The following is a 13,842-nucleotide window of genomic DNA, read 5'->3' as shown; positions in this document are numbered from 1 at the left end:
CTCTGGAAGTTTATGGTTTGTCTTGGAATCAGCCTTCGGTGGGGCCTGAATTCTGGGTTTTCTGGCCGGGAAGCAGAGCGGTCTCGGGGTTGGCGGACGCGAGCTGCTGGAGGCGGTCCGGGGTGAGATCCCTGATCACCTCCCGGAAGTCATTGTCGTAGAACGACAAGTTGTTGTAGTGAATCATGGACCGGATTTCTTCAATGTAGTCTTCGCCGCGCTCGGAATAGCCCAGAAGGCCCTGGGCCATCTCAAGACCTGAGAGAGGATCATCCGCTCTGCGATCTTCCAGGCGAATGTCTCTCAAGGCCTGATACGTCGGGTGGCGGTTCAGGTTCTGGATGTAAGCCCGAACGGAACGGTAAGGCGAAGAAAACTTGGCAACTTCATGGTTGGCGCCTTCGACGCGGCCACGTGGAACAAGACCGCAGCCCTTGGAAAAACACCACTGACCGAACAGGTTGTAGCCCTTGGTTGCAAACCGTGAGGTTCCCCATGCGGATTCGTTGGCAGCCTGGGCGAGAATCAGAGAGGGCGGAATCACATCAAGACGTTTCCGGAGAAGCTCGAACTGTTCGTCGCTCCCGGTTTTTGCCTCAACTCGCAAGCGATCCGCCTGAGCCGCTAACCATTGTTGTTCGTCGTCGGACAGACTGGGTTTCCCGGCCAGGCTGTCCAGGTAGTCTCTTTCAATCAGAATCCGGGAGTTTGCCAGCACGATGCGCGGATAAAGGAATGAGAAGAATGCGGCCTTCTTCTCGGTGGTGTCCTGGAAGCTGGAGAAATCAGGCAGCCCGTCATTGGCCCAGTCCGGCAGTGTGGGCAGGGAGGCCAGCGGCAGCTCTGAGCCGGACCGATTGCCGTCCATGCCTGCCTGGGGGACATAAAAACCACCACCAATCGCAAAGGCGATCAATGGGACAACCAGCATCAGGGCCCGTTTACCTGCAGACATAAAACCTCACGTCAGAATCGATATGATAATGATTATAACAGGTTATACGCGCGAGTCTGCCCGTTGGGTCAGGACGCTCCGGGCCCTCCAATCAAGGGATTCGGGTGGCGATCACCAGGCCGATTTGCTCTTCGCCGGAGACGGTATCTCTCAGGCGCAGATAGAACTGGTCCTGGTCCTCGGTGTAAAAACCCTCCAGGGAGAGGGTCGGACTGGGGCCGGCAAACGTCACTCGCCCGGTACCTGCTGAGTCATCATAGGTCAGTGAGATGGTGTCACCTTCGTTAAGCCGTGGAGGCGTCACAGTTTCCTCGCCCACGGAGTGAGTAACGTCCAGGCTGCGCGGGTCCAGGGCGGCGGTATCCGTAGCAGAACTGATCGTAAGCACGGCATTGTCAAAATGGGCGAGGTGGTTGGTATCGGAGGCCATGCCCAGGCGTATGCCCTGAAGACGGTAGCTGCCATCGGCCAAAGCTGCTCCCGAGGTCCGGCTCGCGGCAATGAGAATGCCATCGCCGAAGGGGCTGTCGTCCAGGTTAAAGGCGAGGAGACTGCCATCCGGTGTGCTGGCCCCTACGCCGAGATCCGGCTTGTCGAAGTCGCCGGAGGCGGTCGACACATCCAGGTTCAGGCGTCCGATGTCGGCATCGCCGTTGCTCAGCCGTGAGGTACGGTTGCTGAGGGTCCAGGAATCCGTCAGCGTGCCGGTGTTGTCGCTGGTGACTGTTCCGGTATTGTCACGGCTGACGGCGGTGACCGCCTGATTCTGGGTGATGGTGTTACCGCTGATCTGCCAGTCACCGAGGCCCGTTTCGAAGGTGACCGGCGTGGTGCCGTTGCTGAACTGCGTGGCCAGGTACAGTACGTTGTAGTCCCGGCCATCGACAGTGTCGAGACTGAAGCCGGTGTCACGCAGGAGGTCGAGTTCCAGTACCGACAGGTAGTGTTTCTCCAGCGTGTCCCTTCGCTTGAGTTCCTCGCCGGATGCTTCCAGCTCTATCGCTTTGCCCGCGCTGAAGTAGCCACTTACTACTCGGTCGGGTCCTGTGGTGTCGGACTCGGGAGCACTGGTGTAGGCATCAAGATAATAGGGGTTTCGGGTCCAGCCGATAAGGCGCGAGCTGCCGCGGCCGGTGATGCTCTGATACAGGGCGCGGCCTGCCAGTAATCGGGTCTCCGCCACCAGCGTGGCGGCACCCGGTGATGAGGCGTGGGTGTTCAGGTCCCACTGCTCCGAGCCCCGGAGAAAGAAGTCGTTCCCCGCCTGATGGATCAGCGCTTCCCGGGCGTAGGGAATGTCGCTGGCGAGCGAGGTTACTTTGATATTGAACGCATCGAAGCTGGTGAGGGTTAGTGCCGGATAAACGTAGCCAACGCCATTCTGGTCTTCCAGCCGCTCTTCCTGGGCTGTTCGGGCGCCCCATTGCCCGGAGTTGACCAGCGAGCTTTCAAGGAAGGTTTGCCCCAGTTCCACACCGAAAAGCACCGAATTATAGTCCGCAGAGCTGGCGCTGATTCGCCCGGATGAGCTCTCATCCAGTAGGGCATAGTCCGCCATGGCGGAGACGTACCGGGCGAAATCGCCGCGATTGGAAAGCAGGTCCAAGGCCGAGGTCAGACTGGCTGTTGACGGAATATCGATCTCAAAATCGTGGACCTGATCGGCCAGGGTAGACCAGACATACTTGTTAAGGCAGAGCTCGCCGCCGGCATCATCGACGCAGTCGAGAATGCTCTGGAACTGGCCCGAGGTGTAATTGGGCAGGGTGTTGCGCACCAGATATTCCGAGAACGGGTTGATTTTGACATCGCGGTCAGCGTCTGCGGCCAGGGCGCGTAAACGGGTATTGCCGTAACTGGCATCGATGAGAACATCCGGGGCCAGGGGCAGGCCGTTTTCGAAGGCGATGATGGTGAAGCCGTTGTCGTCGGTGCGCGTGGATACCGGAACCGAGCCCAGATTCTGAAGCGCGGTATTGGTGGTGTAGACGCGGACCCGGTCCGGCTGCACGATTCTCAGGTTACGGCGGGTGAGCTCGGCATCGGGCGCGACGCCGCCGGGGACTTCCATGGTAATGCGGACCTCGTTCGCTTCCAGGCCGGCCGTGTTGCTGGAGTCGCCAGTACTGCCGGGGCTGAAGTCGTTGACCGGATTCGTGCCGTTGGCGAAATCGTTGGGATCATTCTGAGCGCCGGTGATGGCATCGTCGCCCCCGCCACACCCGGCGAGAAGCAAAAACACAGAGGAAAGGATCAGTCCGGAGGTCAATCGCATAGCCTGGCTATCCGTGCAGAGAGTTCAGGCGTTCAGTCTAGCAGTGCGATGACCGGGAAAGCGTGAGGAAAGGCACGAAAAGAGGTACAAAAAAAGGTGCCCGGAGGCACCCTTGGATCTTTACCGGAGCAGCAGATCAGAAGTAGATCTTCATGCCTGCCAGGATACCGTCATCAAGATCCACATCGCCACGGAACGGACGATCCAGTTCGGTGTTCAGGTAACGGTAGCCCGCAAATACCTCGGCGTTACGGATGACGCGATAGCTGGCGCGCAGTTCCAGACTGGTCAGGTCATCGGAATCGCCGAACGACAGGATGCTGGGGGCGTAGTGCAGGCCGCCCGTGAAAGAAAGCCCCGGTACCCTCGGGATATTCAGGGTGGCATAGCCGCCGAGTGCGATGGCGCCGCCGTCAACCTGATCCGCATCCCAGGCGAAACCGCGCATGCCAAGGCCTGCTGTCGTAGGCAGGTTGCCGATCGCGGTGCGGCCCTGAGCGTGAAAGTCGAGGTTGAGGATGTCGAGGCCACCTTCGCGGTAGGTGTAGCCGGCTCCCATCTGGAGGTCGTCATTGTTGCCGAGGAAGTTCACCTGGCCCTTCACGGAATCATCGGTGAGGCTGAGGTCCACATCGCCGGCGAAGGCCGGAGCGGCAGCGAGTGACAGAACCATCACGGAAATACGGGACACTTTCATGCATGCACCTTTCGTAAGTAATTAAAATATTTGGGCGTATGTTAACGGGCAGGCCCGGGGGGCTCAACTTAAAAGGCGGTAAGCCGCCATTCATCTGCCCAAGGAGGTGATTCAGTGGCGGGTATCGTCACCGCCCTGATCCAGGTCGTCCGGTGATACATTCTCGGCGGGTACCCGGTACTCTTCATTGGCCCAGGCACCAAGATCGATGAGTTTGCAGCGTTCTGAGCAGAATGGGCGGTAGGGATTGGCATCCGTCCATTCCACGGTTTTTTTGCAGGTGGGGCATTCGACGTTCATGGCTGCCTTTCAGAATAGTAAAACGGGTCCGGGAAGCCCGCAGCCTGTTCAGGACGTTGCGGACGCTTTGCAATATTGTTCCAGTACTGCCCGGAGCATTTCAATATTGACAGGCTTGGCAACAAATGAATCCATTCCTGCGCGCCGGCATTTTTCCTCGTCTTCCTCCATGGCGCTGGCGGTCAGGGCTACCACGGGCACCCGTGGCCGTTGGTTCGTGCTTTCCCATTCCCTGAAACGACGTGTGGCTTCAAAACCATCCACCCGGGGCATGATGCAGTCCATGAATATCAGGTCAAACGGGTGCCACTGCCAGAGGCTGGCGGCCGCTTCCCCGTCATTGGCAGTCATCACGTCGCAGCCCAGTTTCTCAAGCAGGCGACGGGTGAGCGTGCGATTGACCGGGTTGTCTTCAACCAGCAGGACCTTCATGCGGCCACAGGGCAACTCCCGCCGACGGGATGAGTCGCTGACTGCCTGAAGCGAGAAGCGGGTCAGAAAGCGTCGTTCCTGCTTGGCCGCATCGGCAAACAACTGGTTCAGAATCGGAGTCAGGCAGGATTCCCGCAGGGATTTGCTGAGAAACGCATCAGCCCCCGCCTGGCGGAAATGCTCGGCATCGCCCCGCTGAGGATTGGACGACAGGATCAGCAGCCGCATCTCGGTCCAGAGAGGATTGCCTCGAATCTGTCGGCAGAGCAGATCACTGTCCATGTCCGGCACGAAACCGTCCAGGACGATCGCGTCAAAGGGCTGCTGGCTGTCAAAGGCTTGTCGGAGTGAGGTCAGAGCCTCGCCAGCGGACTTGACCGCTTCGATATGTACGTCATGACGAGACAGCATCTCGAGGGTGATTTTGCGCGACAGTTCGTAGGAATCCACCACCAGGATGCGCCTGTTCTTGACCATCCGGGTGTCCGGACGTACCCGGGCCGAGCTTTCCGGTGCGACGGGCAAGGTCAGTTCGATCCAGAACGTCGAGCCTTCCCCGGGTCGACTCTCCAGGTCGAGCGAGCCGTCCATCAGGTTGACCAGTTGCCGGCAAATGGTCAGGCCCAGGCCGGCGCCAGGGAGCTGGCGCTGGAATCGCTGGCCGAGCTGCACGTAGGGCTCGTACACCAGCGGAATGTCTTCGGGATTAATGCCCACGCCAGTGTCTTCGACCGCCAGACGCAGCCGGGCCTGATCATCGCGTCGGCCGAGTACCTCGATGCTGATCAGAACGTGCCCGGAATCGGTGAACTTAATGGCGTTGGATGTGAGGTTGAGCAGGATCTGACGAATACGTACCGGATCGCCTTTCAGCGCCCACGGCAGGTTCTCATCAATACGAAGCTCCAGTGCAAGGCCCTTTTCGCGGGCACGGGAGCCCAGCATATGGACGAGGTCGTTCAGGGTTTCCCGTAGGTCGAACGGAATCGTTTCCAGCACCAATTTGCCCGCCTCCATGCTGGAGATGTCGAGCAGATCGTTGATGATTGCGGACAGCCCCTCGGAAGCATTGAGCAGGGTATGGACGTATTCACGCTGGTCCTGATCCAGCGGGGTGTCGGTGAGCAGGTTGGCGTAGCCCAGCACCGACTGGAGGGGAATGCGGAGTTCGTGGCTGACATTGGCCAGGAACTGGTTCTTTGCGTGGTTGGCCCTGACCGCTTCGTCCCGTTCGCCCTGGGACTGGATGGTGGTCTGGCGCAGCGACCGCGTGTCTTCCAGTATCTGGAGGCGCATCTTGTTCAGGGCCTGTTCCAGCTCGGTCAGCTCATCCGGCGTTTTGGGCTCAACCCGTTTGAGCTTGAGCGGATCGACAAGGGCATCCAGATTCAGCCTGGCAGCGTAGTCGGCCATGGTTTCGAGGTGTCGGGATAGCGTCAGGCGCACGATCACCAAAAGGCCCAACGTGCCCAGCATCACCACAATGGACTGGAACAGCAGATTCAACAGCGCCCTATCTCTGAGGTCATCGTAGATCTGTTCGACGGAAGAGGTGAGGGTGAGTTTGCCCACGTCCTCCGGGCTGCGAAAGCTCGACCGGTCGAAGACCAGGGGAAAGGTCTGGGAGATAACTCGCCCCTCGGGGAGAGTGCCGGTGGTGAACTCATCGCCGGTTGAGGTAACCACCCGCGCATGCTGGATCGCCGTCACGGCCTTCATGTCGTCCAGGCTGTTGGCCACCTCGCTGTAGTTCATCAGCCAGATGTTATTGCTCATGCTCCCCGAAATGAGCTCCGCAGCCTTGGCCTGGGTGGTTTGCAGGTCTTCCTTGCGGCGTTCGAACTCGCCGATCATCTGCACGCCGGTAGCAACAAGAGAGAAAACAAGACTGAAAAGCAGCACATACGCCAGCAGGCGAGCTGCCAGCGGCCGGATCCCCAGGCGCTTTAAAAAACGGTTTGAAGGCAATTCACGAGTTCCCTGTGTCGACTACTAAATCACCAATCGGAGTTTAACAGACAGTCAGGACTTCGACACGTTCCTCTGAATTACGGTTTGCGAAACGGAAACGCACGTTCAGATCGTACAGGTGTGCTCCGTAGATCCGCTCTTCCTCGCGGCCGCGACGGAAAGACGGGCGCGGGTCATAACTGACAACGTCTTCGATCAGCGGTCGCAAATCCGGGTAGTCATCCGGGCTGAGAGCTTCAAGCTGCTTTTCGGCTTCGGGCAGGAAAGTCACGGTCAGTCGCTCCGTGGGCGGAGAATCGGCCCAGCCCAGGGACGCCTCGGGCACAGAATCCGCAAAGGGCAGGTAGGGCTTGATGTCGAGAATGGGGGTTCCCTCAATCAAATCATGATCGCTGATGTGCAGGATCAGTTTGCCGTTTTTGCGTGTCAGTCCCCGGTTCCTGACCACCGAGAGCCCAAGACTGTTGGGCCGGAACGGGGAGCGGCTGGCAAACACACCGATTTTTTTGTTGCCGCCCAGGCGGGGCGGACGCACCACCGGTCGCCATTCCGCACGCACCGCTTCATGAAACTGGAAGGTGAGCCATAGGTGGCTGGCGGACTCCAGACCCCGGAACGCATCCTCCCGGTCGTAGGGTGGTTCGATAACGAGTTCGGCGTGAGCGTAACGCGTCAGGCCAGGCTGGCGTGGTACACCGAACTTGTCCTGAAAACAGGAGCGCGTCAAGGCGACTGGCTGTAGCGTCAGTGCTTCCTGGGCTGGTCGGGAGGGGTGTCTGGGCATAATTAATTGAGATAAGGTCGCTGAAGACTGCCGGAAAAATACAATTCTACCCGGAAAACGACCGAGGCCCGATCCTTGAAGCTGTCTTCCCGAGGGAATTCGAGTGCGGGTATGACCTCTGCATAGACCCAGTCGCTGTGCAGGCGGTAACGCCAGGTCAAGTCAGCGAAATAGTCAGTCGTGCGCCAGGTCGGCTGGCTTTCACCAAGAACGCCGAGACGAGGTGTCAGGGTCGAGCGATTATTCAAGCGTTTGTCCACGCTGAAGATCTGGGCCGCTACAAATTTTTTTTCGTTGTGGATCCATTCCAGTTCCGACGACGATATAAAGTACCAGCCATTGCCGACCTGCCGGCCGGCCGTAAACCACGTACGCTCGCCCCAGCCATCTTCGTGATAATAGTAAAAGCGCTGTTGGGCGCTCAGCAACCAATCCTCATCCGGTCGCCAGTTTTTCTGGGCCGTCGCGCGCCAGAACGCATCAGGAGGGAGTCTTAGCCTGACACCCACGTCGTTTGAGAAGTTGATGGCATCGCCGATCTGGGTCAGGTATCGCAGTGCGCCGGTTGCCTCGGTGTCGGAGCGCTCGTCCTGGGTTAACTGGCGGTCACGCTGTCGCTCTTCCAGGGGGATGAGTTCCTCGCTTTCGCTCTCGATCACGAGGCGGAGTTTGCGGCGCGTGGTGGGAATATCCAGTCGAAACCGCGCCTCAGGTTCAAACTGGAATGGAGCGCCGTATTCCGATTCGGTGGCGAAGCCAATTCGAAGGTAGCTGGCGTTGTTCGGCAACCCGTACTCGCTTCCGGACAGCGTGCGATCCGCCCATTGGCCCAGTCTTTCTACTTTGGGGTTCTGGGTTCGTCCCTGCAGCAGCACCCAGTTGCTGAAGTTCACCCAGTAGGAGTCGCGCGGTTCCGCCCAGTATTCGTCCGGCGAGAAATCAAAGAACGACGGCGGCAACGCGTCCGGCGCCAAAATATCGGGCACCGTTCTTTCCTGCACCTCGAACACCGGTTCAGCGGCTTGAGCGTGTGTCAGAGCGAGGCAAAAGAATACGGCCGCCAAGCCAGCCAGCCGGGGGATAGAAGCTCGGTCAGACAAAATCCACCAAAATCCTTTTGTGTAAGTCACGGACCTGACGCTCCACGTCATCAATCGGGCGGTTGTTATCAATTATAGCGTCGGCCCTGGCAAGGCGCTCTTCCCTTGGCATCTGCGCGGCAATAATGCGCTCCACCTGGTCCCGGGAATTGGTGTCGCGGGACATGGTGCGATCAATCTGAACCTCGACAGGGACGTCGACCACAATGGCACGATCAACCAACTGGTGCTGATTGGTTTCGAACAGCAGGGGAGAGACCAAGAGAGTGTAGGGCTGTGTGTAATTATCCGGCGTCAACTGCCGAACTAGCTCCTCACGGATGACGGGATGCAGCAGCGCCTCAAGCCATGCCCGTTCTTCCGGCGTCTCGAAGACAATCTTGCGAAGTTGAGCCCGGTCCAGCGCACCGTCTCCGGTCAGAATGTCCGGACCAAAGTGCTCGGCAATGGCCTTGAGCGCGGGGGTGCCCGGTTCCACGACTTCTCGGGCGACATCGTCGGCATCCACCCAGTGAATGCCAAGATCGCCAAACATCCTGACGACGGTTGATTTACCGGAACCGATTCCGCCGGTGAGACCCACAATTGTCATCGATCACACACCCAGGAAGCCGAACCAGAAACGCTGGATTTCAGTGCCGAACCACAGGCAAAGCAAGCCGGCAGCCGCCAGATAGGGCCCGAACGGAATAGGAACCTCCCGGCCATGCTTCTTGAAGACCATCAGGCTGATACCGACCACGGCGCCGACTACGGACGAGAGAAGAATGACAGCGGGTAGCAGCTGCCAGCCAAGCCAGGCCCCGAGCGCCGCCAACAGTTTGAAGTCGCCATGGCCCATGCCTTCTTTGCCGGTAACCAGCTTGAACAACCAGTAAACCGACCACAATGACAAATAGCCTGCCACTGCGCCCCAGAATGCGCTGTTGAAATCGGTCAGCACGCCGAAGTAATTGAGCACGAGGCCGAGCCACATCAGGGGCAAGGTGATGTTGTCCGGCAGGAGCTGGGTGTCGAAATCAATAACGGTTAGTGCGATCAGCGACCAAACCAGCAGCAAGGCCCAGAGTGCTGCCTCTGAAGGGCCGAGAAAAGCAATGGTGCCAGCGGAGAGCAGGGCGGTTACCGCTTCAATGATCGGATAGCGAGGCGATATCCCGGTTTTGCAAGAGGCACACTTGCCGCCTAATACCAGGTAGCTGATGACCGGAATGTTTTCCCAGGCGCGGATGCTGTGGCCACAAGATGGGCAGGTGGATGCGGGCTTGGAAAGGGTAATCTGTTCTTCAGATTTTCTCTGTTTCTCTGGTACTTCAAGAAACTCTTCGCACTGACAGCGCCAGTCCTGATGCATCATTTTGGGGAGGCGCAGGATGACGACGTTCAGGAAGCTGCCGATGCAGAGGGAAACCAGAATGACAGAGAGATAGAGTAGCCAGGGCGTGGCTAGATAGGTTTCGAGTGATGGCATGGAGTATCCTGAATCTAATAAAGCAAAGCCAGGCCAGATTCTGGTGATCTGACCTGACTTGGAGTTTGCAAAAGTTGGTGTGTCTTAGACCACCTGGCCCATCTGGAAGATTGGCAAGTACATGGCAATAATGAGGCCCCCAACAAGAACGCCAAGGACAGCCATGATCATCGGCTCCATTAAAGCTGTCAGGTTATCAACCATGTCATCAACGACACCTTCATAATGATCCGCAACCTTTTCAAGCATTTCGTCCAGATTGCCCGATTCCTCACCAATGGCCGTCAGCTGCACTGCCATCACCGGGAAAAGATCTTGTTGTCGCATTGAAGCTTGCAGCTGGGTGCCGCTAGAAACATCAGTTTTTATGTTCATGATGGCATCGCGGTACACGGCATTTCCCGTTGCGCCGGCCACTGAATCCAATGCATCGACAAGGGGGACACCGGATGCAAACGTGGTTGAGAGAACCCTGCCAAATTTTGCAACAGCAGACTTATCCAGAATTTCGCCCATAATGGGGATTTTAAGCATGTATTTATCAACAAGATCGGAGAATTTTGGCGACCTTTGGCGCGATTCTTTAAAGAGGAAAATTGCACCCACTATTCCAAGTAAAACGATAAACCACCATTCTTGCATCCATTCGGATATACGGATAACAAACTGGGTGAAAACGGGTAGGTCCGCTCCAAAATCCTGGAAAAGGTTTTCGAACTGTGGCACTACCTTAACAAGAAGGATTGCGGTTACGATGATCGCAACTACCACGACGGCGATCGGATAAGTCATCGCCTTTTTGACCTTCTTTTTCAGTATCTCAGTTTTTTCAAGATAAGTGGCAATCCGGTCGAGCATCTGTTCGAGTGCGCCGGCCTTTTCACCCGAATCCACCAAGTTGCAGTACAGGTCGTCAAAGTATTTTGGGTGCTTTCTGAGTGAGCCTGCGAAACTTGTACCGGATGAAATGTCGTTTCTTATAAGAATTACAAGCTCCTGAAGCCCCTTGTTCTCCAGACCATCGGAAACGATATCGAAGCTTTGCACCAGCGGCACGCCTGCCTTCATCATGGTAGCGAGCTGGCGGGTCAACATCGCAATATCAAAGGGCGTTATCTTTTTGCTACCCCCAAACAAAGGCTTGGGTTTTTTCTTTACTTTGTCTGGAATAATCCCCTGTTTGCGCAGTTGCGCCTTCACAAGGGCAAGGCTTGGCCCGGTAAGTTCGCCCTTTGATTTGTTTCCTTTTCGATCCTTACCTTCCCAAACGTACGATTCCAGCTTTTGCGCTTTCTCTGCCATGCTTAATCCTTCGTCACGCGGTTGGCTTCTTCAAGGCTTGTCACTCCCTGAATCACTTTAAGGAGCGCCGACTGCCGTAGGTTCCGGAAACCTTCCGCCTGAGCCTGTTTTGCAATTTTGATGGAACTGGCTTCTTCCATAATCATGTTTGCCAACTCATCAGTGATGTTTACCACCTCGTAAATCCCGACGCGGCCTTTATATCCTCCATTGCATTTATCACAGCCCTTGGGGCGGTACAACGTGAAGCCTGTATCAATTTGTTCTTGTGTGAACCCTTCAGCCAAAAGCACGTCCTTGGGGATGTCTGCGGGCTGTTTGCAGCTGTTGCAGAGTCGTCGGCCAAGTCGTTGTGCGATGATCAGACTGACTGATGTGGCGATATTAAAGGCGGGCACCCCCATGTTCATCATTCGGGTGAGAGTTTCGGCCGCGCTGTTGGTATGCAGAGTCGATAGAACGAGGTGTCCGGTCTGTGCGGCTTTAATGGCAATGTTGGCCGTTTCAAGATCCCGGATTTCCCCGACCATGATGACATCAGGGTCCTGACGAAGAAATGCCCTGAGTGCTTCCGCAAAGCCCAGGCCGACTTTATTATTCACATTAACCTGGTTTATGCCTTCCAGGTTGATTTCGGCAGGGTCCTCGGCTGTCGAAATATTGCGCTCAGCGGTGTTGAGTATGTTAAGGCCCGTATACAGGGACACCGTTTTTCCTGACCCCGTAGGCCCCGTAACTAGAATCATGCCTTGAGGTTGTTCCAAGGCTTCCATATACATTTGTTTTTGATCGTCTTCGTAGCCGAGGACGTCAATGCCTAGCTTGGCCTGGCTGGGGTCCAAGATTCGCAGAACGATCTTTTCCCCCCAAAGCGTTGGGAGCGTGTTAACGCGGAAATCGATTGCCTTTGTTTTCGACAGCTTCATTTTGATCCGGCCATCCTGGGGGATGCGCCGTTCAGAAATGTCCAGCTGTGACATGATCTTCACGCGAGCAGAGATCTTGGGTGCTAGTTTGATAGAGGGTCGAGAGACTTCCTTGAGGATGCCGTCTGTCCGGTATCGCACCCGATAGACCTTTTCATAGGGTTCAAAATGCACATCTGAAGCGCCCCCACGAATGGCGTCCAGAAGCATTTTGTTGACGTATTTTACAATCGGCGCGTCGTCTACTTCATGAGCGGATACTGAGTTGTCATCATCTTGGTCGCCACCCTCTGTTTCTACGCCCTCTAAGTCAGCATCTTCGAGATCTCCCATCGAAGTATCGTGAGATTCAAGATACTTTTCGATAGCTACCCTGAGCTTGGCATCGTCCACCAGAATGGCATCGGTGCTGAGTCCAGTGTTGAATTTGATCTCATCAAGAGCCTGGATGTTGGTTGGATCCGATACGCCAATAAACAGCCGGTTGCCGCGCTTATAGAGTGGCAAGACATTGTGCTTTCGAAGCAGCTTTTCATCGACTAACTGCTCAGGGAGCATTTCAGATGCAAATGCGTCCAGATCGAGTACGGACGTCCCGAACTCCATCGCTGCGGAAAAGGCCAGTTTGGCACTGTCTGCCAGCTCATTCTGACTCAGGTATGTAATGAGTGGGATGCGGTTTTGCGAAGCCTGAAGGAACGCGTCTTTGGCCACTTGTTCGTCGAGAATGCCGTCCTCAACAAAGCGTCTGGCCAGTCCGGTGAGAGTGATGCTGCTTTTGTTAGTTGCCATAAGAAAACAAGGAAATCTGCTAAGTGGCTGAAACATGGTTTCAAAATTAATAGGTCAGAGTTTAGATGGAGCGAATAGCTTTTGAAAGTTTATTAATGTGTACCGTACAAGGCTGTAGAGAGTTGCTCCGTACTCGGGTTGATGTGACGAAATGCGTCACTTGATGACAATTCGGGTTAGTGGTTCGGGTGTGCGAATCACTCTGTTTATTTGTGGGTTTGTTCTTAAGGTTATGAAAAAAAAGAGAAAAAAATATATTTCTATTTTTGGCATGATGAGTGCAAATTGTCTGGCAAGCCGCTCTGGCGAGGGGCAAAACCGAGAAAAATTGGAGGCAAGCATGAAAAAAGCACAACAGGGTTTTACTTTGATCGAACTTATGATCGTTGTAGCGATCATCGGTATTCTGGCTGCGGTTGCGATCCCGGCTTACCAGGATTACACCATCCGTGCGAAAGTCACTGAAGCGATGTCCATCGCCTCTCAGGCCAAGACTGCGATTTCTGAGTACTATATCTCTGAAGGCTCCATGCCTGCCGACCAAGCGACTGCTGGTCTGGATACTGCAGCGAGCTACGCAACGACAGATGTTGTTCAGTCTATGACATACACTCGTAACAGCCAGACCGAAGGTGAGATTGCAATGGCGATCAAGGCTCTCGGTGGCGATACATCTGCCGGCGATACTTTTACTCTGACTGGTACTGGCGCTTCCACTGGTGTTCAGTGGGTGTGTGCTGCTGATTCCATCGACGCTAAATACCTCCCTTCCAACTGCCGCTAAGTTAGACTAAGTCTGATCTTAGAGGACAGGAGAAAGCGCCTTCGGGCGCTTTT

Annotated in this window: 12 protein-coding genes; 1 reads left to right on the top strand and 11 read right to left on the bottom strand. The window is 56.0% G+C overall.

The features are described from left to right. Positions 1 to 28: 28 nt before the first annotated feature. The 11 genes from KZO34_RS04135 to pilB form a co-directional block, all read right to left on the bottom strand. On the bottom strand, positions 29 to 955 hold the full coding sequence (locus KZO34_RS04135) for a glucosaminidase domain-containing protein (protein ID WP_219473658.1): 927 nt from the start codon (positions 953 to 955) through the stop codon (positions 29 to 31). 91 nt (positions 956 to 1,046) lie between these two features. Next, positions 1,047 to 3,230 (bottom strand): hypothetical protein, encoded by a 2,184-nt coding sequence (locus KZO34_RS04130; protein ID WP_219473657.1) that lies wholly within the window; start codon positions 3,228 to 3,230, stop codon positions 1,047 to 1,049. Positions 3,231 to 3,366: 136 nt separating this feature from the next. Further along, entirely contained in the window at positions 3,367 to 3,927 is a 561-nt protein-coding gene (locus KZO34_RS04125; protein ID WP_219473655.1) for a YfaZ family outer membrane protein, read from the bottom strand. A gap of 111 nt (positions 3,928 to 4,038) precedes the next feature. Beyond that, complete coding sequence (gene yacG, locus KZO34_RS04120; RefSeq protein ID WP_219473654.1) at positions 4,039 to 4,227, bottom strand: DNA gyrase inhibitor YacG; 189 nt, start codon at positions 4,225 to 4,227, stop codon at positions 4,039 to 4,041. Positions 4,228 to 4,275: 48 nt separating this feature from the next. After that, positions 4,276 to 6,627, bottom strand: coding sequence for a hybrid sensor histidine kinase/response regulator (locus tag KZO34_RS04115; RefSeq protein ID WP_219473653.1), 2,352 nt, complete (start codon positions 6,625 to 6,627; stop codon positions 4,276 to 4,278). A gap of 43 nt (positions 6,628 to 6,670) precedes the next feature. Next, positions 6,671 to 7,414: a tRNA (N6-threonylcarbamoyladenosine(37)-N6)-methyltransferase TrmO gene (gene tsaA, locus KZO34_RS04110; protein ID WP_219473652.1), complete on the bottom strand. Its 744-nt coding sequence runs from the start codon at positions 7,412 to 7,414 to the stop codon at positions 6,671 to 6,673. Between the two features lie 2 nt (positions 7,415 to 7,416). Further along, positions 7,417 to 8,514: a hypothetical protein gene (locus tag KZO34_RS04105; protein ID WP_219473651.1), complete on the bottom strand. Its 1,098-nt coding sequence runs from the start codon at positions 8,512 to 8,514 to the stop codon at positions 7,417 to 7,419. Beyond that, positions 8,507 to 9,106 carry a dephospho-CoA kinase gene (gene coaE, locus KZO34_RS04100; protein ID WP_219473650.1) on the bottom strand — a complete coding sequence of 200 codons (600 nt, stop codon included), beginning with the start codon at positions 9,104 to 9,106 and terminating at the stop codon, positions 8,507 to 8,509. The genes KZO34_RS04105 and coaE overlap by 8 nt, the downstream gene beginning before the upstream one ends. Positions 9,107 to 9,109: 3 nt before the next feature. Beyond that, positions 9,110 to 9,985 carry a prepilin peptidase gene (locus tag KZO34_RS04095; protein ID WP_219473649.1) on the bottom strand — a complete coding sequence of 292 codons (876 nt, stop codon included), beginning with the start codon at positions 9,983 to 9,985 and terminating at the stop codon, positions 9,110 to 9,112. A gap of 84 nt (positions 9,986 to 10,069) precedes the next feature. Continuing rightward, on the bottom strand, positions 10,070 to 11,287 hold the full coding sequence (locus tag KZO34_RS04090) for a type II secretion system F family protein (RefSeq protein ID WP_219473648.1): 1,218 nt from the start codon (positions 11,285 to 11,287) through the stop codon (positions 10,070 to 10,072). A gap of 2 nt (positions 11,288 to 11,289) precedes the next feature. Continuing rightward, the gene (pilB, locus tag KZO34_RS04085; protein WP_219473647.1) at positions 11,290 to 13,005 is read right to left on the bottom strand and encodes a type IV-A pilus assembly ATPase PilB; all 1,716 of its coding nucleotides are present in this window, start codon (positions 13,003 to 13,005) and stop codon (positions 11,290 to 11,292) included. Positions 13,006 to 13,345: 340 nt separating this feature from the next. Between pilB and KZO34_RS18775 the strand changes: the two genes are divergently transcribed. Beyond that, positions 13,346 to 13,789 carry a pilin gene (locus KZO34_RS18775; RefSeq protein WP_219477156.1) on the top strand — a complete coding sequence of 148 codons (444 nt, stop codon included), beginning with the start codon at positions 13,346 to 13,348 and terminating at the stop codon, positions 13,787 to 13,789. The last annotated feature ends 53 nt before the right edge of the window (positions 13,790 to 13,842 follow it).

The sequence above is a fragment of the Marinobacter sp. F4206 genome (genome assembly GCF_019392195.1).
Taxonomy (GTDB): Bacteria; Pseudomonadota; Gammaproteobacteria; order Pseudomonadales; family Oleiphilaceae; genus Marinobacter.
Note: the sequence above shows the minus strand (reverse complement) of the source record. Positions and strands in the feature narration are given on the sequence as shown.

Bases quoted from the DNA above. Each gene is read 5' to 3' on its own strand.
- KZO34_RS04135 (WP_219473658.1), bottom strand. From the start codon at position 955: ATGTCTGCAGGTAAACGGGCCCTGATGCTGGTTGTCCCATTGATCGCC.
- KZO34_RS04130 (WP_219473657.1), bottom strand. From the start codon at position 3,230: ATGCGATTGACCTCCGGACTGATCCTTTCCTCTGTGTTTTTGCTTCTC.
- KZO34_RS04125 (WP_219473655.1), bottom strand. From the start codon at position 3,927: ATGAAAGTGTCCCGTATTTCCGTGATGGTTCTGTCACTCGCTGCCGCT.
- yacG (WP_219473654.1), bottom strand. From the start codon at position 4,227: ATGAACGTCGAATGCCCCACCTGCAAAAAAACCGTGGAATGGACGGAT.
- tsaA (WP_219473652.1), bottom strand. From the start codon at position 7,414: ATGCCCAGACACCCCTCCCGACCAGCCCAGGAAGCACTGACGCTACAG.
- coaE (WP_219473650.1), bottom strand. From the start codon at position 9,106: ATGACAATTGTGGGTCTCACCGGCGGAATCGGTTCCGGTAAATCAACC.
- KZO34_RS04095 (WP_219473649.1), bottom strand. From the start codon at position 9,985: ATGCCATCACTCGAAACCTATCTAGCCACGCCCTGGCTACTCTATCTC.
- KZO34_RS04090 (WP_219473648.1), bottom strand. From the start codon at position 11,287: ATGGCAGAGAAAGCGCAAAAGCTGGAATCGTACGTTTGGGAAGGTAAG.
- pilB (WP_219473647.1), bottom strand. From the start codon at position 13,005: ATGGCAACTAACAAAAGCAGCATCACTCTCACCGGACTGGCCAGACGC.
- KZO34_RS18775 (WP_219477156.1), top strand. From the start codon at position 13,346: ATGAAAAAAGCACAACAGGGTTTTACTTTGATCGAACTTATGATCGTT.